This is a genomic window from Aliinostoc sp. HNIBRCY26 (assembly GCF_050235535.1).
GTDB lineage: Bacteria > Cyanobacteriota > Cyanobacteriia > Cyanobacteriales > Nostocaceae > Trichormus.
Genome location: NZ_CP189852.1, coordinates 6,172,449 through 6,192,883 on the forward strand (window position 1 = coordinate 6,172,449; position 20,435 = coordinate 6,192,883).

General features: G+C 41.6%; 18 protein-coding genes. 7 read left to right on the plus strand and 11 right to left on the minus strand.

Features of this window, described 5'->3' with window-relative positions; genetic code table 11:
* Window positions 1–3: 3 nt before the first annotated feature.
* The 7 genes from ACQFX9_RS26070 to ACQFX9_RS26100 all read right to left on the minus strand — a co-directional run bounded on the left by ACQFX9_RS26070 (window position 4) and on the right by ACQFX9_RS26100 (window position 9,792).
* Entirely contained in the window at window positions 4–981 is a 978-nt protein-coding gene (locus ACQFX9_RS26070; protein ID WP_427159458.1) for an iron-siderophore ABC transporter substrate-binding protein, read from the minus strand.
* A gap of 215 nt (window positions 982–1,196) precedes the next feature.
* The gene (locus ACQFX9_RS26075; RefSeq protein ID WP_427159459.1) at window positions 1,197–3,812 is read right to left on the minus strand and encodes a TonB-dependent siderophore receptor; all 2,616 of its coding nucleotides are present in this window, start codon (window positions 3,810–3,812) and stop codon (window positions 1,197–1,199) included.
* A 122-nt stretch (window positions 3,813–3,934) separates the two neighbouring features.
* Window positions 3,935–4,933 carry a helix-turn-helix transcriptional regulator gene (locus tag ACQFX9_RS26080; protein ID WP_427159460.1) on the minus strand — a complete coding sequence of 333 codons (999 nt, stop codon included), beginning with the start codon at window positions 4,931–4,933 and terminating at the stop codon, window positions 3,935–3,937.
* Window positions 4,934–5,264: 331 nt separating this feature from the next.
* Entirely contained in the window at window positions 5,265–6,083 is an 819-nt protein-coding gene (locus tag ACQFX9_RS26085; protein ID WP_427159461.1) for an ABC transporter ATP-binding protein, read from the minus strand.
* Window positions 6,084–6,121: 38 nt separating this feature from the next.
* Window positions 6,122–7,162, minus strand: a complete 1,041-nt coding sequence (locus tag ACQFX9_RS26090; RefSeq protein WP_427159462.1) for a FecCD family ABC transporter permease — start codon at window positions 7,160–7,162, stop codon at window positions 6,122–6,124.
* Entirely contained in the window at window positions 7,159–8,190 is a 1,032-nt protein-coding gene (locus ACQFX9_RS26095; protein ID WP_427159463.1) for a FecCD family ABC transporter permease, read from the minus strand. The genes ACQFX9_RS26090 and ACQFX9_RS26095 overlap by 4 nt, the downstream gene beginning before the upstream one ends.
* 69 nt (window positions 8,191–8,259) lie before the next feature.
* On the minus strand, window positions 8,260–9,792 hold the full coding sequence (locus ACQFX9_RS26100) for an energy transducer TonB (RefSeq protein ID WP_427159464.1): 1,533 nt from the start codon (window positions 9,790–9,792) through the stop codon (window positions 8,260–8,262).
* 271 nt (window positions 9,793–10,063) lie between these two features.
* Between ACQFX9_RS26100 and ACQFX9_RS26105 the strand changes: the two genes are divergently transcribed.
* The 3 genes from ACQFX9_RS26105 (at window position 10,064) to ACQFX9_RS26115 (ending at window position 12,476) form a co-directional block, all read left to right on the plus strand.
* The gene (locus ACQFX9_RS26105; protein WP_427159465.1) at window positions 10,064–10,717 is read left to right on the plus strand and encodes a MotA/TolQ/ExbB proton channel family protein; all 654 of its coding nucleotides are present in this window, start codon (window positions 10,064–10,066) and stop codon (window positions 10,715–10,717) included.
* Window positions 10,701–11,105 (plus strand): ExbD/TolR family protein, encoded by a 405-nt coding sequence (locus tag ACQFX9_RS26110; protein ID WP_427159466.1) that lies wholly within the window; start codon window positions 10,701–10,703, stop codon window positions 11,103–11,105. Before ACQFX9_RS26105 ends, ACQFX9_RS26110 begins: the two co-directional genes overlap by 17 nt.
* Before the next feature lie 621 nt (window positions 11,106–11,726).
* Entirely contained in the window at window positions 11,727–12,476 is a 750-nt protein-coding gene (locus ACQFX9_RS26115) for a helix-turn-helix transcriptional regulator (protein ID WP_427159467.1), read from the plus strand.
* Window positions 12,477–12,626: 150 nt separating this feature from the next.
* Here ACQFX9_RS26115 and ACQFX9_RS26120 read toward each other — a convergent pair whose 3' ends face one another.
* Window positions 12,627–13,202 (minus strand): NUDIX hydrolase, encoded by a 576-nt coding sequence (locus ACQFX9_RS26120; protein ID WP_427159468.1) that lies wholly within the window; start codon window positions 13,200–13,202, stop codon window positions 12,627–12,629.
* Window positions 13,203–13,338: 136 nt separating this feature from the next.
* On the opposite strand from ACQFX9_RS26120, the gene ACQFX9_RS26125 reads away from it, so the two are divergent.
* Together ACQFX9_RS26125 and ACQFX9_RS26130 are read left to right on the plus strand one after the other, a co-directional pair.
* Window positions 13,339–14,403, plus strand: coding sequence for a dipeptide epimerase (locus ACQFX9_RS26125; protein WP_427159469.1), 1,065 nt, complete (start codon window positions 13,339–13,341; stop codon window positions 14,401–14,403).
* A complete protein-coding gene (locus tag ACQFX9_RS26130) occupies window positions 14,387–15,433 on the plus strand; it encodes a DUF1611 domain-containing protein (protein WP_427159470.1) in 1,047 nt (348 codons plus the stop codon). The genes ACQFX9_RS26125 and ACQFX9_RS26130 overlap by 17 nt, the downstream gene beginning before the upstream one ends.
* A gap of 66 nt (window positions 15,434–15,499) precedes the next feature.
* Here ACQFX9_RS26130 and ACQFX9_RS26135 read toward each other — a convergent pair whose 3' ends face one another.
* Both ACQFX9_RS26135 and ACQFX9_RS26140 read right to left on the minus strand, forming a co-directional pair.
* Window positions 15,500–15,649 carry a hypothetical protein gene (locus ACQFX9_RS26135; RefSeq protein WP_427159471.1) on the minus strand — a complete coding sequence of 50 codons (150 nt, stop codon included), beginning with the start codon at window positions 15,647–15,649 and terminating at the stop codon, window positions 15,500–15,502.
* 354 nt (window positions 15,650–16,003) lie between these two features.
* Window positions 16,004–16,420, minus strand: coding sequence for a Fur family transcriptional regulator (locus ACQFX9_RS26140; protein ID WP_427159472.1), 417 nt, complete (start codon window positions 16,418–16,420; stop codon window positions 16,004–16,006).
* Window positions 16,421–16,641: 221 nt separating this feature from the next.
* On the opposite strand from ACQFX9_RS26140, the gene ACQFX9_RS26145 reads away from it, so the two are divergent.
* Together ACQFX9_RS26145 and gorA are read left to right on the plus strand one after the other, a co-directional pair.
* A complete protein-coding gene (locus ACQFX9_RS26145) occupies window positions 16,642–17,214 on the plus strand; it encodes a peroxiredoxin (protein WP_427159473.1) in 573 nt (190 codons plus the stop codon).
* Window positions 17,215–17,594: 380 nt separating this feature from the next.
* Window positions 17,595–18,947, plus strand: a complete 1,353-nt coding sequence (gene gorA, locus ACQFX9_RS26150) for a glutathione-disulfide reductase (RefSeq protein WP_427159474.1) — start codon at window positions 17,595–17,597, stop codon at window positions 18,945–18,947.
* A 282-nt stretch (window positions 18,948–19,229) separates the two neighbouring features.
* On the opposite strand, the gene ACQFX9_RS26155 is transcribed toward gorA, so the two are convergent.
* Entirely contained in the window at window positions 19,230–20,147 is a 918-nt protein-coding gene (locus tag ACQFX9_RS26155; protein ID WP_427159475.1) for a lysylphosphatidylglycerol synthase transmembrane domain-containing protein, read from the minus strand.
* Between the last annotated feature and the right edge of the window lie 288 nt (window positions 20,148–20,435).

Genomic DNA, 20,435 nt, shown 5'->3' on the forward strand with positions numbered 1-20,435 from the left:
ATTTTAAGTGATGTTAACTATGTATTTATCAAGGTCATCGAGCATTGCATAAGCTGCAAGCATATTCAATCCCCGCCAAACGGAAAAATCTACTATGTAAACTTGATTTTGCTGCACAGCTTTGAGTTTAGACCATAAAGGTTTTTGCTGAAGTTTTTTGATCACAGAATAGTCATCTTTGCGTAGCGGTGCAATAAACAAGATATCGCTATTAATCTTGGGTAAAAGTTCTTCCGAAAGAGGTAAATCATAATCACCAGATTCGGCAAATATAGGGTTTAATATCCCAATATCATTTAAAATTTCCCCCGCAAAAGATTTTTGACGGGTAATAACTAATTGTCCGGCGGCGACATAAGCAAATGATATGCTATTCTTTTGTTGGTTATGACCAATTGCTAGCTTTAATTGGTTAACACGTTGGTGATAGTAATTTATTAGTTGAATACCTGTTGCTGTTTTGTTTAAAATTCTGGCAGTATCTTGAATGTGTTGTTTCCAGTTCCCTCTAGTTTCGACCCAAGGTAGAACTACTGTCGGTGCGATTTGTGCAGCATATTTATAAATCCCTGCAAATCCTGGATGGGAAATTACAATAATTAAATCGGGATTAAGTAATACCAGTTTTTCTAAATTAATTTGACCACTGGAACTATGTAAAATTTCTACTCCATCTGCTTTTCCTTGAAAGTAAGGAAAGTTATCTTCTATTTCCGTTGTAATCCAAGTGGCTATAGGTTTGGTGTCTAAGGCTAAAAGTGCAGCAAAACTATTAAAATCTAAGGTGACAATTCGTTGGGGGTTGAGGGGAATACAAGTTTCTCCTTGGACGTGTTGCACTACTCGACATTTTGCGTTTTGTTGTGGAGATATTGGGTTTGTCGCTTCATAGGTAAAATTTTTACTACTAGCCCAAATAGCAGTAAATATCAAAATACTTACTAAGAATAGGACAACAAAGCGACGTGAAATTATTTTCATAAATTTGTGCTTGATAAAACAGGATTGTTACCCCGCATTTCTCACAAGCAGTAGGGGCGGGTTAACCGATACAGTGGTAAATGATTGAGCATATCTGTAAACCCGCCCCTACAACCTCTGGACTAAGAGAAAGCTTTATTTGGAAAAATTGAAGATGTCTCAATAAATCCTGCTAGCTTTTATCCTCCAATGTGAGTTAGGAAATTATGCAATTGTCAAAACGTCCAAGAAACAGTTCCTTGGACTGTAAATGGTTCACCAGGAGAGACGCGCAAACGATTGAAAGCATTTTCAAAATAGTCTACGTCGAAGAGGTTTCTGATATTAATCGCCGCACGGAATCTATCTTGTTTGTAGAAGATAACTGCATTAGTTGTTAAATAACTAGGTACTTCAAATGTATTTCCAGCATCTCCAGCGCGATCGCCTACATAAAACAATCCTAAACCAAAGCCTAAACCTTGCAAATTACCTCGCTGAATTTCGTAGGTTGTCCATAAGCTAGCAGCATGGGGAGTTGTCCGTTGTACGCGGTTGCCTACGGGAATGCTATTATCTGCGGTGACACGAGCATCGTTATAGGCGTAGCTAGCAAACACATTCCATCCTGGTAAAATTTCACCAGCAAGACTCAGTTCAATACCTTGGCTGCGCTGTTCTCCGGTTTGAATGGAAAAACCTGGGTTATCTGGGTCGTCAGTTAAAATATTTGACTGGGTAATGTCATAGAAAGCTAGCGTAGCCGAAAGCCGACTATGCAAATCTGCTTTTACCCCAACTTCGTACTGCGTCCCCCTTGTCGGCTCAAAGTCACTCCCATCAAAGGCTTGACCAATAGCTGGTTCAAAGGAACGGCTATAGTTAGCATAAAGGGAAATAGGTGGAATCGGCTGATAGACAATACCTATGCGGGGACTAAAAGCACTACCTGATTGACTTGTGTCTGTACCGGCGAGAAAATCTTTGTTATTTTGGGTGAAGGTATCAAATCGACCACTGATGAGTAACTTTAAGTTATCGGCAATTGTTACCTGGTCTTGTATGATGATGCCAAGTTCATCAGTGACGGTATTAGTATCAAGCTCAAATGTGACTGCTCCTGGTGCTTGACCGTAAATCGGGTTAAATAAGTCAATAGGTGCGCCTGATCTACCCGTAAACTTTAAGCTATTGTTCAGCCTTCCTAAATCAATACCAAATAGTAATTGATGCTGGATTGCACCTGTGGCAAACTTACCGATCACATTTGCTGTTAGTCTATAGTCTCGATAGCGATCGCTAGAATCGTTAGCTGTTCTCAGTAGGGTACGATTATCGGCTAAAAGCCTTGTACCAACGTTAATACCAGTACCATCATAGTTAACGTAGCCATACCGAAAGGAATTATTTAATGACCAATTTTCATTAAATTTATGCTCTAGTCTATATCCAATCCTGGCAGTTGTAACATCAAGTTCACCTTCATTAGTAATGCGAGTACGGGGTATATCACCATTGGGATTAGAAAAGATAGTGCCAATGGCAGGCAAGCCTAAGTTATTGTTATCTTGCTCTAGATTCTTATAAACTCCTTCAATGGTCAAATTTGTATTTTTGCTCAGTTCTAGACTCAAAACTGGCGCAATTACTAAATTTCTAGTTTGGCTTAGATCAGTGAAAAATCCTTGATCTCTGTAAGATGCGTTCAGGCGATATAGTGCCTTTTTCTCATCATCTAGTGGCCCCGATAAATCCACCTCACCACGATAAAAATCAAAACTACCCACAGTTGCTTCAACAAAGTAGTAAGGATCTCGTAAAGGTTGCTTGGTGACAAAGTTGACTGTTCCACCTGGAGATGTGGAACCCAGTAAAACGGAGTTTGGCCCTAGCAGAATTTCGATATTTTCAATTCCTGTCAAATCAGGCCCCACGTTAGAGGCTAAACCGTTAGTTTCTTTAATGCCATTCAATGTAGGTTGGCTAAAAAATCCTCGTACTTGCAATCGCAACGAATCAAAATTAGAAGGTGCTGCGTTACGCACACTGGGAGCGTTCAGCAGCGCACTAGATATATCAGCGCGTTGATCCCGCAACACTTCTTGGGGAATAATCTGAATTGATTGGGGAATATCTCGCAAGGGTGTATCTGTCCGCGTTGTAGTCGAAGCATTGGGGATACGATATCTATCTTGTTCTCCCGTCACTACCAACTCAATTGGTTCATCTTGCTGCGCTGTTGGTTCTGCTGGTGGTGTTTCACTTGCTGGCTGTTCTGGGGGTTGCTGTGTTGTAGTTGTCGTAGTGACAACTGCAAAAATCAGCCCTTCATCCCCATCAAATAATTCAACTGTGGGCAAAGTCTGCTCACCCACTACCAGGACTCGTATATTATTAGTATCAATATTTGTGACTGTAATTTCAGTAATTCCCGCAAGCGGTTTTTCTGAACGAAATGTAAAAGCCTCTCCCGAAGATAAACGTAACTGAGCATTGGGAATATCTGCAATAAAATTATTACCCTCACTCCGATTTGTGATTTGCAGTTTGTCTCCTTGGGTAGTTTCTAAAATTACCTCGACACCTTTGTCTGTGGGATTTGCTTTTACACCCGTGATGGTAATAGCTGCCGTAGTTGCAGGAGAATTAGGTGGTGTTGGTGATTGAGACAACAAACCATCAATGCTAGTAACTGGGGCTTTAAACTCCCCTAGCTCCATGACTTCTGGATTTTCCCCTTTGGCTTTCACCTCAGCCACAGCCGTTTGGGCAGTGGCACAATTAATAAAATATCCTAATAAAATAATACCCAACCAAAAACGCACATTTGGTAGAAATGTCAATTTAGTCACGCCCCTCTCCACACCAGTAAATGCAATTATTGCGTAAAGTTCTCAGTTGTATCTAGAAGTAGTTTAGGAAAGTTGGTGCGATCGCGTCTATCCAAAAATGGCGTTAATATCCCAAAATGGCATTAGTAAGGAGAAATAGATTTTTTACCTAACAAACACTCACTGGGTGTAATCCCAAACTGGCGTTTAAAAGCCGCCGCAAAATGTCCTAAATGAGAATAACCTAATAAATTAGCCACTTCCGCTACAGTTACCCCACCATGTCGCAGAAGTTCCTCGGCTCGTTCCAAACGCTTCTGTGTCAGATAAGTAAATACAGTTGTACCAAATAATGCCTTAAATCCATAGCGTAAAGTTCTGTCACTAATACCGACAATTTCCGCTAATTCCACTAATGATGGCGGGTTCTCTAAACGAAAGTGCAGTATTTCCCTAGCCTGATGAATGCGGTTAACAGTTGTGGGTTTAAGCTGTGGTGATGGTGCTAGTTCTGCTTGGTTATTTAAAATTGGAGCTAACTGCAAAGCCATAAGTTCTATGACTTTGCCTTGCAAATATATCTGTTTTGTCGTTCCCTGGTAGGGACAGGACATCATTTGCTTGACTACTTGTTCTATGGCGGATGTAATTTCTGGATAAATTAAGGATTGCCAGTCATCACCGTTAGCTAGCAAACGCAACTGGGGAAGCATTTCACCATCACAATGGGGGAAAAAAGTTCGCAGCACATCAGGGGACATATGAATATTTATCCCTATATGTCGAGATTTAGAACTCTTGACTAACATCTGACGTTGTATTCCAGCCCCAGAAATGCAAGTATACCCTGCTCCCAACTTCCCGCCATATTCATCGATCACTGTGCCAGAGAGACTCACACTAAATTGTAAAGGGTGTTCCCACTCTGGCAGTTGTACCACGACATTTTCACGCAACTCATAATCAAAAATTGATAAGCAAATTTCTGGATGCACCTCAATATCTTTTCTACCACCTTGACCAAATTGCTGGGGGAATTGGAATAAATACTCAAATGATTGCACATCTGAGTTAGATGTAACATCTTGGGATGTTGTATTCCACATTTCTTCCCATTCTTGCTGTTTTAAGGTCAGGGTCATAGTAAAGACTTGGTTAGTAATGTCACCTCATCTAATAGAGTATGATGACAAATACTTTTAATAAAGTGATGAGTGATACCGTAGTTATGAAAGTGCATGATGGCTGCGATCGCTATCTTAAAACCAATCAAGCTATAGGAATCCGCTTTGATTCCTGAAATTATTTGCGTAGGGAGGGAACAGGGAACGGGGAACAGGGAACGGGGAACAGGGAACGGGAAAGAAGGAATCAAAGTGTACCGAGTTTTTTTCAAAAATCAAATAGGAATCCTATATTAGATAAATATTAACAACTTCATTGTTGTAGCAAATTCCTAATATCTAAATCTTCCTACAAATTACAAGAATTTGCTTGTAATTGCCTTTCTCCCTTGCGTCCTATTGGTACACACATCGGTGTTCCCACCACTGGATCAGCAACAATACGACATTCTAAACCAAAAACCTCTTTGACCATTTCTTCAGTCATTACCTGTTTGGGTTCTCCAGCCGTAAAAATTCTGCCTTGTTTGACTGCAACTAAATAGTCTGCGTAACGACAAGCCTGATTTAAATCATGCAGCACCATGACAATAGTTCTCTGTTGATGCTGGTTCAATTCATATAACAAATCTAAAACTTCTATTTGATGTGCCAAATCTAAAAAAGTAGTTGGTTCATCTAACAGTAATATATCTGTATCTTGTGCCAGTGCCATTGCTATCCAAGCACGTTGTCGTTGTCCACCTGATAAAGTATCTAAGGCTCTATCTGCCAATGTCAACAAATCTGTAATCTCTAAAGCCTGTTGGACAATTCTTTCATCTTTTTGTGACCACTGTTGCAACCAATTTTGATAAGGATAACGTCCTTGTGCTACTAAATCTCTGACTGTTAATCCTTCTGGTGCAACTGGACTTTGAGGTAAAATTCCTAACTGTTGTGCTACTTCTTTAGTGGAAAGATTAAAAATAGATTGTCCATCTAAATAAACCGTCCCACCATAGGGTTTAAGCAACCTAGATAAACCTCGTAATAGAGTTGATTTACCACAACCATTTGCACCCACTAAAGCACTAACTTTACCATTAGGAATTACCAAATTCAGGTCACGAATAATTGGCGCACCATCATAAGCTAAAGATAAACCTTTCGTTGACAATCCCTTCATATTTACTACCATGTTAACTATTGACTATTGACTGTTGACTATCTTTTCCGATTACAAATTAACAAATAGAGAAAATAAGGCGCGCCGATAGCAGCTGTCACCACTCCACAAGGAATTTCGATAGGTGCAAACATGGTTCTGCCAAAGAAATCTGCTATGACAACTAACATTCCTCCCAACAATGCAGAGGTAGGGATTAATCCTTGATGATTTGTACCTACTAACTGTCTGCCGATGTGGGGTGCAATTAATCCTACAAAACCAATCATTCCTGCGGTGGCGACTGCTGCACCGGCTAAGGCGACACCCACTAGCACCAGTAAACCCCGTTGCCATTCCACGCGAGTACCTAAGCCTTGGGCGACATCATCCCCCAAATTTAAGGCGTTTAACTGTCTAGCTAGTATGAACGCCATCGGGACAAAAACGATTAACCACGGTAAGAAGGAAAAGACTTGTTCCCAGGTGCGTCCGTAAACACTACCAGCTAACCACACCAGGGCATCGCTGACGCTATAAATATCACCAAAGGTAATTAATAAACTAGTGAATGCGCTGGCGATCGCCGACAACCCCACACCCATTAAAATAAATAAAACCGGAGAACTACCATTATTCCAAGCTAAGAAGTAAATTAACCCAGCTATCAATAAAGCACCAACAAAGGCTGATAAGGGCAAAATGTAAATGGGTGCAGATGGCAATAGGACAATGACTGATACTGCTGCTAGACTTGCTCCCGCATTGATACCAATAATACTGGGGTCGGCTAAGGGGTTGCGTGTGATGCCTTGAAAGATAGTCCCAGCAACAGCCAGTGCTATTCCCACCATGACAGCCACTAGGGTACGGGGTAGGCGCAGGTTATAAATCACAAACCCATGATCTGGATTGCCTGTATTGATACCCAATACAGTTTTGACGATATCTAAGGGAGCAATCGGATATTCACCCCGTCCTAAATTCATCACCATCGCCACCACAATAGCCACTGCCAAACATAGCAACATTGGTGGCACACGGCGGTCAATTCGCAAAGATATTGTCTCAGAACGGAATACAAGCCAGTCCAATTTCATTTTTTCACCTTCGATTTAGCCAAGTAGACAAAAAAGGGTGCGCCAACCAAGGCTGTCATGACTCCCACTGGTAATTCCTGGGGTTTGAGTAAGACACGCGCCGCCACATCTGCAACTAACAATAAAGTTGCCCCCACTACTGCGGAGTAGGGTAAAATCCAACGGTAATCAGCTTTGATAAAAAATCTCACCATGTGGGGAACAACTAAGCCAATAAAGCCTATTGGCCCAGCAAGCGCAACGGAACTTCCCGCCAGTAAAACTACGCTGATACCAGTCGTAATTTTTACCCAGGCTGTCCGTTGACCCAAGCCTTTAGCCACATCTTCACCCAGACTCATGGTTGTAATTTGTCTACCCAGAACGAAGGCGACTACTAAGCCAATGACGACGAAAGGTAAGGCTGACAATAAAATGTTGAAATCCCGTCCAGCCAAAGAACCCGCTAACCAAAATCTGATTTCTTCTAAGGTGCGTTGACTCACAATCAAAATAGCAGTAGTCAGGGCAGAAATTAGAGCCGTTAACGCTGCACCTGCAACGGTGAGATTTAATGGTGTTGCTCCTCCCTTTCCTAGAGAACCCAGGAGATAGACTAAGATTGCTGTCACCCCAGCACCCACAAAAGCCACCATCGTTAACACATTCAAAGAGGAGCTACCAAACACAAAAACTGTGGTAACTACACCTAATGCGGCTCCTGATTCAATACCTAAAATACCTGGATCTGCTAGGGGGTTACGTGTCAAACCTTGCATTAATGCACCGGCGACTGCTAAGGATGATCCTACCAACAGGGCGACGAGCGATCGCGGTAGTCTCACCGTCTGAATCACTAAATGTTCATAAGAACCATCAAAGATGATGAAAGATTCGAGAATTTTATTTAAAGGTATTTCTGCTGCCCCTAAAGTGACACTATAAACTAAGCAAATTAGCAGGATCATGACCCCCAAAATCAGACCTGCTAATGGTGATACTTGCGGTATTTTCCAGTTTCTAGGTGATGCTGTAGTTGCTCTTGTCATGCTTTTGATGGTAGGAAGGGAATAGATAAGTCAGGTTGCGAAAACCATAATTTTCTATCCACAAAATTACTAATTGTTATTCTCAGTAGAGGCGGGAGTCTCTGAAGCAGGTTGAGCAGGAGCAGACTGACGAGAACGACGCAAAGCACTACGTAAGCGACTAGCACTAGAAGAATTAGCCTCCTGTTGGGGAAGTCGTCGCCGTCTTCTATTAGCCGTAGGCGGTGCAGATGGAGAAGAAGGTGTAGCATCACGGCGCACCCTGAGTAAAGCACCCCTGACAGTTCTTTGGCTTTCAGACGTTCTGGTATTATTGGCAGATGCAGTTTCAGATGCAGGGCTACTGGGAGATAACCGCCTGCGTCGAGTGCGAGTTTCAGTATTATTGGCAGCCCTTGTACTCTCACGATTACTAGACGTATCATCTGATGTACTTGCACTAGCAGCAGTAGAACGTTGTCTAGCCTGCGCTTGTCTTTGTCGTTTACGTTCTTGTAACTCCCGATAACGTCGAGAACCTGTAATTGCATACTCGGTGGCAATAGATACCCCTTGTCTACCACTTTCTGAAGGTTTTAATTTCCAGTTCCGGGCTTGTCTGAGAGTTTCTTGATCTAAGTCACGATTTCCACTAGAGTTGACGATTCTGACATTAGTCACATTCCCTTTCTCGTCAGTATCAACAGCAACCTCAACCTTCCCTTCTATCCCTCTTCTTCTCGCCGCCTCTGGATACCGAGTATCACACTCACGACAAGCCGCCCGACCATTTCCAGAACGTCGAGAATCATTCCCAGTATTATTATTACTAGCCGGCGGTGCAATTCTCACAGGTCTTGGGGCTGTAGCTACTGTGCCAGTTCCTGTACCCGTACCAGTCCCAGTTCCTGTACCCGTACCAGTACCCGTACCAGTCCCAGTTCCTGTACCAGTCCCAGTTCCTGTACCAGTCCCAGTACCCGTACCCGTACCAGTACCCGTACCAGTTCCTGTACCAGTCCCAGTACCCGTACCAGTCCCAACCGGAATTCCGTCACCTGAACCAACCAAAACATTAGAACCAGATCCCCCAACGGTATCACCTTGATTTCCTTGGCTAGCGCCACGCAACAAACCTCTCAACCTGTCACCGCCTTGTCCTCCAGGTTGGGATGTAGTCGGTTGTTGACTGGGTGACTCAGATTTCGATACTTGACGAGATGGTGTTACTGGCTGTGGTCTTTGAGGTGCTTTGCTACTTGGCTCAGAGAACTTTTGTACTGGCTGAGGTTGGAATTTCTCAGGAGATATCGTCACCGGAGCTATAGCTTGCGGAGCTAGCGCCACTTCACGAGGATTGCTCACAGGTGTTTCTGGTTCTGGTTCTGGTTTTGGTGGAGTCTCCTGTGGGGTTGGTTCGGTTTCGACAGTCGGCGCATCAACTATTGTCACCTCTAGAGGCTCATTAGCCAAATCAGCATTTCTGGTGAAGAAACTGCCAAGACCTAAAGTTAAGACACCAATATGCAACGATACAGAACCAATCAGACTGTAAACCAGAAAAGACCGGAGAGCCTGAGTTTCCTTGGAACGCTGCTCAACAGCTATGCCTGAAAAGGTCATAATTTATTGCAAGTTAATATTACTAACTTAGACATATTAAAATGCCTAGATATAAATATCAAGTGATAATTATAAGTGATTGTTAACTGTCATCAATAGCCAGAAAAGCGTTTTATAGACTTTTTTAACGATTTATTCCCCGAAAATCTGTCCATGCTAATTGCATATAATTAGCAAATCTTGAGAAAATATCTTGACAATAACTCTCAATTCATCTGATTATCTGAGGATGCTATGTAGTTTTTCTGTTTTTGGCATCACGAGGTAGGGCATGGGAATTCAGAATTTGTTTGCGGCTGGTGGGATTGTGATGTGGCCGCTGTTAGGTTTTTCGATTTTGGCGGTAGCTTTGATTATTGAACGTGTACGTTTTTGGTTGAAATTGAATAATCGCCAAGGTCGTGTGATCAAAGAGGTGTTGAAACTTTATCGCTTAGATAATGTGGTGGGTGCGATTGAACTACTCCGACAAAATGCAGATTTACCTCTAGCTAGGGTGTTTTTAGCGGCTTTGGAGTTGGAGGAACCAACGCCGGAGGAGTTTCGTTTGGCTCTAGAAAGTGAGGCGCAGGCGGAGATTCCGATTCTCAAACGCTTTCAGAATATTTTTGACACGATCATTGGTTTGGCACCACTGTTAGGGTTGCTGGGTACGGTATTGGGTTTGATTACTTCTTTTGCTTCTTTGGATATTGGAGATGTCGGTGGGACGAAAACTGCGGGTGTAACTGCGGGGATTAGTGAGGCTTTGGTTTCAACGGCTGCGGGTTTGATTGTTGCTATCTTTACACTATTTTTCGCTAATTCTTTTCGGGGTCTTTATACTCGGCAGATGGCTTTGTTTCAGGAGTATGGTGGACAGTTAGAATTGCTCTATCGTCGCCGCTATGAGAAAGGAGAAAGAACCTATGCGTCTGCAAGATGAACCCGATATCCCAGCACAGATTAATATTGTGCCGATGATTGATGTGATTTTTGCGATTTTGACGTTTTTTATTATGTCTACGCTGTTTTTGACTCGCTCTGAGGGTTTACCTGTGAATTTACCCAAGGCGGCTACCTCTAATCAACAGCAAGTCCCCGCTAAGATTACAATCACGGTTGACGAAAAAGGGGAAGTTAGTTTAAACCGTCAACCTGTGTTGGTTGATTCTTTAGCTGAACGGATTCGAGGTTTACTTGGTTCTAGTTCCGATGTTTTGGTGGTGATTAATGCTGATGAACGGGTTGGTCATGGTAAGGTTGTTGCTGTGATGGATCAGGTGCGATTGGTTAAGGGTGCTAAATTGGCGATCGCTACTCAAAAGCGGTAGTTGTCATCACATCAAGTTTCAGTGGGTGTGGGGTTCAGACTATTGATCACGTTATAGCTACACCCCAACCCATATTTTGCAAAATTTGGCATTGGCAACAACACGAACAGCTAGATTAAACAACAACAAAATCAAATTAGAGTTTTGCTCACTTCTAGGCAAAATAGTCCTTAATTATTTGGGTAAAATTGTTACGGAGTTTTAAGTTTGCTATCTATTTACACTGCATTAAGATATGTTTTTACTAGTTTTTTATTTTTTTAGTTTTATGAGCTAAATATAATTAACTTTTAGAAGTTAAATTATTAAAAAAAATATATCTGATTTAATAGTTTTATATATTATAGGACTAGTATTTGATTTCTGAAAAAATCTAAGTATGTGTAGGGTGTGTTAGGCGTAAGCCGTAACGCACCACAGGCTTTGGTACTAGGTGCGTTACGCTGTCGCTAACACACCCTACGTATCTGTTCAATAATCAAGTACGATTCCTATAGAACTAATATTTTATTTCCGCGAAGCTAGGTACACTTTTATTTCTTCTTCCCTGTTCCCTCCCTAAGCAAACAATTTTAGGAATCAAAGCGAATTCCTATATATATTTCTAGAAAGTAGTAATTTATGACAGAAACACAACAACAAATCGATGCTTTACGGGCATTAAATTTAACACCCAAACAAATAGCCCGAAAATTAGGTATTAAAGTATCAGACGTTAATGCAGCACTTAAAAATCAAGCAGAGCAAACCATATTAGATAGATTGGCAAAAGGGGAACTAGACCCCGTTTACAAGTGTTTAGCAAGCGATAATTTAGTTCAATTATTACCTCAAGACTCATCAGACAATAGCGTTAAGAATCAGCCGTCTACAATTGTACCTGCCAAGGACAATGGTTCTATTGAGCGCGGTTTAGGACTAGTTGTTATTGCCAGAACTGCTCGATACAATCAAATCGCAGTTAGTAGTTATCTTTTAGATGTCTGGTGCTTAGGGATTAAAGATGCCACAACACCACGTACATTAGATAAAAGAGAATTTCAAGAATTTGCAGAACTACTATTCCAGCCATTTCCTGAAAACCCGCAAGAAATTTCACTCGAAGCTGCTCAAGGGATAATATTTAGTGCTTATGAATATGCACAAAGCTTAGGATTTCAACCACACAAAGACTTTGAAAAATCACGTTCGCACATCGGAAATTGGGATGGAAGCATTCGTATTGAATGCGGTCGTGATGGAAAACCATGCTATGTTAGTGGCCCCTACGATAGCCCACAAAAAATTATAGAAACACTTAAACAAAGCAGAGGTGAAGGTAATTTTGATTTTCTGCTTGGTTCTGAACCAATCAATTATGATTCTTGGTAAATGCAAGTAAGTCATTATGGTTGTTTGTGCCGTTAGTGGTAGCGCGGTGTTTAGCAGCTTGTGGAGTTATTCTTCCCCTCCTTTCCCAGTCCCCAACCCCCAGTCCCTCTTTCATATTTGTTTATGAGATTTTCTCGTGGTTAGCAGAACTTATATTGAATCATGCTTACTTACCTTATTACTCATAAAATTCAGTCCTAAAAATAGAGCAGCAACACTCCCAGCAACCGCAATTTCTCCCTGAGTAATTTTCTCTAATACCTCATCTATTGGTATCAGTATTACTTCGATTTCTTCTGTAATGTCCAAACTTTGACCCCCAACTTTAATGATATTTTCTGCTAAGAAGAGATGAATTTGATTAGTGTCTTTACTGGGGTTATCGTATAGTGTGGTAATTTTTTGCAATTGTTCAGCCACATAACCTGTTTCTTCTTTTAGTTCTCTTAAACCTGCGTCTTCTGGGGTTTCTTGTGTAGGGTCAAACCTACCCGCAGGCAGTTCTATGAAAAAATTCTCCACTCCATGTCTATATTGCCGAACAAAGATAATTTCTCTACTGGTAGTAATAGGAAGAACCAAGACAATATCTGGCTTAATAATCACAAAATAATCATCTATTACCTGACCGTTAGGTAATTTAATCTCATCTTGTCTAACTTGACACCAAGGATGATTTAACACCATTTTGGAGTTTATTACTTGCCATTTTTGCAATTTACTCATAAATTCTTGATTTTACGACTAAATATTTAATATTTTAGCAATTCAGACTCAATGTAAAAAAGTATAACAGTGACACCAAATCGGCTAAAATTTGCACTTACACTGTTTTTGCTCTTGCCAAAGTTTGAGCATTATTATGCACATAGAAGTAAATCTATTTACTGTTAACAAGCGATTTCCCTTAACTATTAGTCGCGGAACAACAGCAAAGACAACCAATGTTTGGGTCAAGATTGTCAGTTCTGATGGAGACAATCAGATTGCAGGTTGGGGTGAAGCGTCGCCCTTTGGTGTAGGCAATCATGCACAATCAACTGATATTATTAAAACCTCCTTGGAACAAATTGCACCTGTTTTGCAGGCATTCCACCCATTGCAGAGACAGGAAATTGAGCAAGTTTTCATCCAACATCAAGTGCCTTCGGCGGCTAGGGCTGCGCTTGATATGGCATTGTATGATTGGTTTGGTAAGTCTGTGGGATTACCCCTGTGGCAAATCTGGGGACTGAATCGCCAAGCAATAGTACCAACTTCAGTCACCATCGGCATTGATTCACCAACAGCAGCTCAGACAAGGGCAAGAGATTGGTTACAATTTATGGATGTGCGCCTGTTTAAAGTCAAGTTAGGTTCTCCAGAGGGTATAGAAGCCGACAAGAAAATGTTACTAGCGGTGCAAGAAGTCGCACCAGAATTAGAATTTTTTGTGGATGCTAACGGGGGTTGGAGTCTAGCAAATGCCATTGAGATGTGTAATTGGCTAGCGGATTTAGGGATTAAATATGTAGAACAGCCGTTACCACGGGGAGAAGAAAATAATTTAATTAAGCTAAAAGAAAAATCACCATTACCAATTTTTGTAGATGAAAGCTGCTTTAATAGCTCCAATATTCCGCATTTGGCAAACTATGTTGATGGTATTAATATCAAGTTGATGAAATCTGGAGGCTTAACTGAAGCCATGCGGATGGTACACACTGCCAAAGCGCACGGTTTACAGGTCATGTTTGGCTGTTATTCTGACAGTTCCCTATCTAATACGGCGGCGGCGCAACTTTCGCCACTAGCTGATTACCTAGATTTAGATAGTCATTTAAATTTAATTGATGATCCCTTCACTGGTGCAGTAGTACAAGAAGGGAGAGTATTACCAAACGATTTACCAGGGTTGGGGGTAAAATACAGTGCGTCTGCCGCTTAATCAAAAAGTCGCTATTTTATTACACGAAGGAATTCAAGGATCTATCGGTAAAACTGGGCTAGCACTCCTACGCTACAGTGAAGCCCCCATTGTCGCAGTCATAGATAGAACCTGTGCAGGCAAATCTTTAAGAGAAATCACAGGGATTAAGCGGGATGTTCCCATTGTGGAATCGGTAGCAGCAGCTTTGGAATATCAACCGCAAATTTTAGTTTTGGGGATTGCACCTGGAGGTGGCGGGATACCTGATGATTACTGGTTGGAAATTAAAACAGCTTTAGAATCGGGGATGTCTTTGGTGAATGGCTTACATACACCCTTAGCCAATATGCCGGATTTAAATGCACTCCTCAAACCTGGACAATTAATTTGGGATGTACGTAAAGAACCCCCTAATTTAGAAATCGCTAGTGGCGCAGCCAGAAATTTACCTTGTCGGCGGGTGCTAACTGTGGGGACTGACATGGCTATCGGCAAAATGTCCACCAGTTTAGAATTACATTGGTTATCAAAATTGCGGGGTTGGCGTTCTAAGTTTTTGGCGACAGGACAAACCGGTGTAATGTTAGAAGGGGATGGCGTAGCCTTGGATGCTGTGCGTGTAGACTTTGCGGCTGGTGCAGTAGAACAGATGGTGATGCGCTACGGCAAAAACTACGACATTTTATATATAGAAGGACAAGGTTCTTTATTACACCCTGGTTCAACTGCTACCTTACCTTTAATTCGTGGTTCTCAACCGACGCAGTTAGTGTTGGTACATAAAGCTGGACAAACCCACAACCGCAATAACTCTCATGTACCCATCCCGCCTTTACCAGAGGTAATTAAGCTGTATGAAACCGTCGCTAGTGCTGGGGGTGCATTTGCAAAAGTGCCTGTAGTGGGGATAGCTTTAAATACTGCCCATTTAGATGAAACTACGGCTAAAGATGCGATCGCTCAAACTACAGCCGAAACCGGTCTACCCTGTACCGATGTCGTCCGCTTTGGGGCAGATGTGCTGTTAGATGCTGTGATGCAAAGTTAAAACAAAGGTTATCAGCTATCAGTTATCAGGCGTGTGGTGTTTCACAAGCGTGATAACTGATAACTGTTACAAACTATCGGGATCGATACCGCGCTGTTTAAGTCGATTTCGTAATTCTTCGAGTTCTTGTTGAGCTTGTTGAGTTTGTTGTTGGGCTTGTTCTACTCGTTCATCGGGACTAGGGAATCGCTCACTATCCTGATTAAACCAAAACAACCATTCCCTCTCCCAACCACCATAGACAAACTATGTGAAGTAATGTAAAAAGGTGGGAATCTAGTTCGTAGTAAGGACTTCAGTCCCCTAATAAGGACTAAAGTCCTTACTACAAACCTTGAATTATCTACACCGTTCTACTTATGTTGATTTTATCAGTGGAAGTAAAAGAAGGTTGTAGGGGTGTAATACCAATTCGCAATTCGCAATTCGCAATTCGCAATTGAGAAATCCTGACTTGACAAGGGTTTTCAGATTTGGATCTGTTTCAAAATTTTCGTGAATTGGTGTAAGGGTATGGGGGTGTAGGGGAGATTTTACCCCATACCCCATGCCCTATGCCCCATGCCCAATTCATTGACAGCGATCGCACACTCCCTGCACTATCACCTCAAACCTTTCGGCTTTGAGTCCAGAACGTAGTTGACTTAAATCTATATTGCCGAAAGCATTCCATTGAATGTCTTCAATGGTGCGGCAGCAGGTACACCGGAAATGATGGTGGGGTGCAACATTGGCATCGTAGCGGGAAACACCCTCTTCTAATAGCACTTCTCGCACTAAACCAACCTCACGCAATGCCTGAAGAGCAGCATATACTGTAGCCTGTGATGAGGTCGGGGCATCTTTGTTTAAATCCGTCAAAATTTGCTCAACGGTAGGATGGTCTGTTCTCTCCAGCAGGTTAGCATAGACTGCGAACCTTTGTGGCGTGACTCGCAATCCTTTAGTTTTAAGTGTCTTGATAATTTCATCTGCTCGCTGCTGCATAGGATTTACTTGACCAAGGTAAATAAGCCTAGACCGCTATTATAACCTTTCTCCTTTGAGAGTTTAAATTTCTTAAGAATAAAAATAAAAAATCAGTATTTATAACTATTTACTAATTCCTAAGTTGGAATTATTCTGATTTACAGGTGAACGACACACACCACTAAAAATAATCAGACTGCGACGAAAGTTTAATTATTCCATCTAAAAACGAGGTATTTATGACTGCTATTACTCGCGTTCCCGATGTTGTATTTAAAACCCGTGTTAGAGATGAGTCCGTAGCTGGCCCCAATCCCTACCGTTGGCAAGACCGCACAACTCAAGAAATTTTCGGCGGGAAAAAAGTAGTCTTATTTGCTTTACCTGGGGCTTTTACACCCACCTGTTCTTCTACTCACTTGCCCCGTTATGAAGAACTATATGATGAATTCAAAGCTTTAGGCGTTGATCAAATTATCTGTTTATCAGTAAATGATGCGTTTGTGATGTTCCAATGGGGTAAACAACAAGGCGCGAAGAACGTCTTCTTGTTACCCGACGGTAGTGGCGAATTTACCCGTAAGATGGGAATGTTAGTAGATAAATCTAACATCGGCTTTGGAATGCGGTCTTGGCGTTATGCAATGGTTGTCAACAATGGACAGATTGAGAAGATGTTCATTGAACCAGGCTTTGAAGACAACTGTCCTACCGATCCTTTTGAAGTTTCCGACGCAGATACAGTTTTGGCATACCTCAAAGGTGTAGAACGTTCCAAAGAAGTTGCACCTCGTTTAGCATTCGTCGGTTAATAAGGGTATAGGGGTGTAAGGGTGTAGGGAAAGCAGAGAAAGAATAATTCCGCACTCAGTATCGGCTAAACGCCGCGCTACCGCTAACACCACTTACCACTGTTAATTGTTCATGATTCTGCGCTTGTTGGTTTTTAGGCAAGGGAAGCTAGACTGTAGATTACTTCCTTTGCCTATTTCATTCTTAATTTGTCATGTAACTTAAATAGAACGACTTGAAAAAAGTAAACTATGTTCAAAAATGTAAAAATACTAGAATTTAGTTCGTAGTAAGGACTTTAGTCCTTTGTCAAGAAATAAAGTTCTCACTACAAACTTTATAATTATTTACCCTGTTCTACTTATGCTTTAAATTTATTTGTAATTGGGAGCAAAGCAACGTGACTTACGATTTTGACTTATTTGTAATTGGTGCGGGTTCAGGTGGAATTGCAACTGCGCGCCGTGCGGCGGAATATGGTGCAAAGGTGGGGATTGCAGAGTTTGATCGACTCGGCGGTACTTGCGTTAATCGTGGTTGCGTACCAAAAAAATTAATGGTTTACGCTTCTCGCTTTCCCGGTGCGATGGAAGAAGCACAAGGTTATGGTTGGAGTCCTGTGCAGAGTTCTTTGAATTGGGAAGAGATGATTACTCGCGTCAATAATGAAGTAACGCGACTCAATGGTATCTATCAAAGAATGTTAGATAATTCCAAAGTGCAGATATATCAGGGACGAGCAAAATTTATTGATAGTCATACCATTGAAATTGGTGAAACTAAAGTCACCGCCGATAAAATCTTGATTGCGGTGGGGGGAACACCAGTCCGTCCTTATGTTCCAGGAATTGAACACGCACTGATTTCTGATGATGTGTTTAATATGAATCCCCAACCCAAAAGAATAGTCATACTTGGTGGTGGATATATTGGCTGTGAATTCGCTTGTATTTTAAACGGCTTAGGAACAGAAGTAATTCAAGTAATTCGCCAAGATAAGATTCTGCGTGGATTTGATGACGATTTGCGGACAGAAATTCAAGAAGGGATGATCCGCCACGGTATCAGAATTATTAATAATATCAAAGCTGTCGAAATTACAAAGACAGATAATGGGGTCAGTGTTAAAGTTCAAACCGATTCTGAAGAAAATATCCTAGCCGATGCAGTCAGTTTAGCGGCTTTGGGAAGAAAACCCAACACCGATAATATTGGCTTAGAAAACACTGGTGTAAAAGTAGATGAAGCGGGGATGATTTTAGTTGATCAATACAGTCGCACGGCTGAAGAGCATATTTATGCTGTCGGTGATTGTACTAGTAAATTTCAACTGACTCCTGTAGCAATTAATGAAGGAAGAGCCTTAGCTGATACCGTATTTGGTGGTAAATCGCGTGTGATGAGTTATGAAAATATTCCCACAGCGATTTTTACTAGTCCCGAAGCGGCGACAGTGGGGTTAACGGAAGCAGAAGCCATTGAGAAATATGGTAGCGATCGCATCAAAGTTTATCGCTCTCGTTTCCGTCCCATGTACTACACCCTAGCAGGTAAAGAAGAAAAAACCATGATGAAGTTAGTTGTCAATCAAGAAACTGACCAAGTTCTGGGCGCGCACATGGTAGGTGATTACGCAGCTGAAATTATTCAAGGTGTAGCAATTGCAGTAAAAATGGGAGCGAAAAAAGCTGATTTTGATGCAACAGTCGGGATTCATCCCAGTTCCGCCGAAGAATTCGTCACCATGCGTTAAACCAATTCGCAATTCGCAATTCGCAATACCCGCTATCGCGGGAAGCAAGCTACGCAATGGACTAACGTCCCGCTTCACTAACGTAATTACGTGTTGTAACGGAGTTTCTCTTAACAAAGTCAGAAAAACCCCGTTACAACACTTGCGGCTTTATAGAAGCCGTGGACTTAAACCCCCAAATTTTGTTTATTTTGGAGAATTGGTATTACACGGGTTAACAGTCATCATCAACGCTTTTTCCAGTCCCCAATCCCCAGTCCCCAGTCCCCAATACCCAGTCCCTTAATAACGCTCATCCAAAGAAGCCAAAACAGCACCGGCGACTTCTGCGATGATGCTGATGAGACGATATAAAGCGATCGCACTAATAATTGCGCCGGAGGGAAAGCGATGTTGTAAAAGAGCGATCGCTGTAGCTTCAAATACACCCAAACCTCCAGGCGCACCAGGAACTATAAACCCCAACAGCCACGCAAAACTAAAAGCCCCCAACAATAAAGGAACTTGACCAAAATTTAAGGGCATAATCGCAAATAGAGTTAAGATAAACCCCAAACCCCGCAGTCCTAAAAATGCCATTTCGCCTAACAAGGGGCGTAGGGGATAGCGGCGAATCCCGACATTTGGAGTGGATTTATTGTCTGATTTTTTAACTTTTAATTTATGCAGTAAGTTAATTACCGGATTTAAAAATCGGGGATGTACAGCACAAAGAATAATTATTAAACTAAATATTTTAAATAACTGTTGAATAAAAGTATTGTTGTTAGCGGCAAATTGATTACCGAATAGCACCACAAAAATTAAAGCCGCCGCCGCCATCAATAGAGGTTCTAATAAAACACTGAGAGTAGCTGCACCAGCCGAGATATTAGCATTTTTGGCTGCGACAATTCGCCCATAATGATGCCACACATTCCCCGGTAAATATTTGGCGATGTTAGTTTTGAGGTAAACTTGTATAAATTTGGTAGCTGGTACGGGTTGTTTTAATTCCTGGAGAATCCAAGTCCAAATCCAACCAGCCCAAGTGTGTGCTAAGAGAGTAATACCGGTTGCGATCGCTAAAATTGACCATCCCGCTTCATCAATGCGGATAGCCGTCACCTCCAACCAGTTATCCTGCAAGGCTTTACCAACAAAAACTAAGGTAGCCCCCAGAATTACCCAACGTAGAATCTGTTTCAGTTTTATAGTCATTTACCTAGCTAAAACACCCAAGGCTAAATATCTCAAATACTATGCTACATCAGTCATCCCAATTCAAAATTCACGCATACCCTACGGGAAACTAAAGCTACAAAATTCACCCATTAAGAAAGCTGTTTTTTACAAAGATATCCGGGTTGGGACATCTTTAAAAATTTGGGTGAATTGATATCATACAACATAATTCTTGTTGTTCAACACTGGAAAATTTATATTTCATGGCCAATAAAAACCTTTTAATTATTTAAACAAGTAGAACAATTTGCAACCACCAAAGCA

Bases quoted from the DNA above. Each gene is read 5' to 3' on its own strand.
- ACQFX9_RS26070 (WP_427159458.1), bottom strand. From the start codon at position 981: ATGAAAATAATTTCACGTCGCTTTGTTGTCCTATTCTTAGTAAGTATT.
- ACQFX9_RS26080 (WP_427159460.1), bottom strand. From the start codon at position 4,933: ATGACCCTGACCTTAAAACAGCAAGAATGGGAAGAAATGTGGAATACA.
- ACQFX9_RS26085 (WP_427159461.1), bottom strand. From the start codon at position 6,083: ATGAAGGGATTGTCAACGAAAGGTTTATCTTTAGCTTATGATGGTGCG.
- ACQFX9_RS26090 (WP_427159462.1), bottom strand. From the start codon at position 7,162: ATGAAATTGGACTGGCTTGTATTCCGTTCTGAGACAATATCTTTGCGA.
- ACQFX9_RS26095 (WP_427159463.1), bottom strand. From the start codon at position 8,190: ATGACAAGAGCAACTACAGCATCACCTAGAAACTGGAAAATACCGCAA.
- ACQFX9_RS26100 (WP_427159464.1), bottom strand. From the start codon at position 9,792: ATGACCTTTTCAGGCATAGCTGTTGAGCAGCGTTCCAAGGAAACTCAG.
- ACQFX9_RS26105 (WP_427159465.1), top strand. From the start codon at position 10,064: ATGGGAATTCAGAATTTGTTTGCGGCTGGTGGGATTGTGATGTGGCCG.
- ACQFX9_RS26110 (WP_427159466.1), top strand. From the start codon at position 10,701: ATGCGTCTGCAAGATGAACCCGATATCCCAGCACAGATTAATATTGTG.
- ACQFX9_RS26115 (WP_427159467.1), top strand. From the start codon at position 11,727: ATGACAGAAACACAACAACAAATCGATGCTTTACGGGCATTAAATTTA.
- ACQFX9_RS26120 (WP_427159468.1), bottom strand. From the start codon at position 13,202: ATGAGTAAATTGCAAAAATGGCAAGTAATAAACTCCAAAATGGTGTTA.
- ACQFX9_RS26125 (WP_427159469.1), top strand. From the start codon at position 13,339: ATGCACATAGAAGTAAATCTATTTACTGTTAACAAGCGATTTCCCTTA.
- ACQFX9_RS26140 (WP_427159472.1), bottom strand. From the start codon at position 16,420: ATGCAGCAGCGAGCAGATGAAATTATCAAGACACTTAAAACTAAAGGA.
- ACQFX9_RS26145 (WP_427159473.1), top strand. From the start codon at position 16,642: ATGACTGCTATTACTCGCGTTCCCGATGTTGTATTTAAAACCCGTGTT.
- ACQFX9_RS26155 (WP_427159475.1), bottom strand. From the start codon at position 20,147: ATGACTATAAAACTGAAACAGATTCTACGTTGGGTAATTCTGGGGGCT.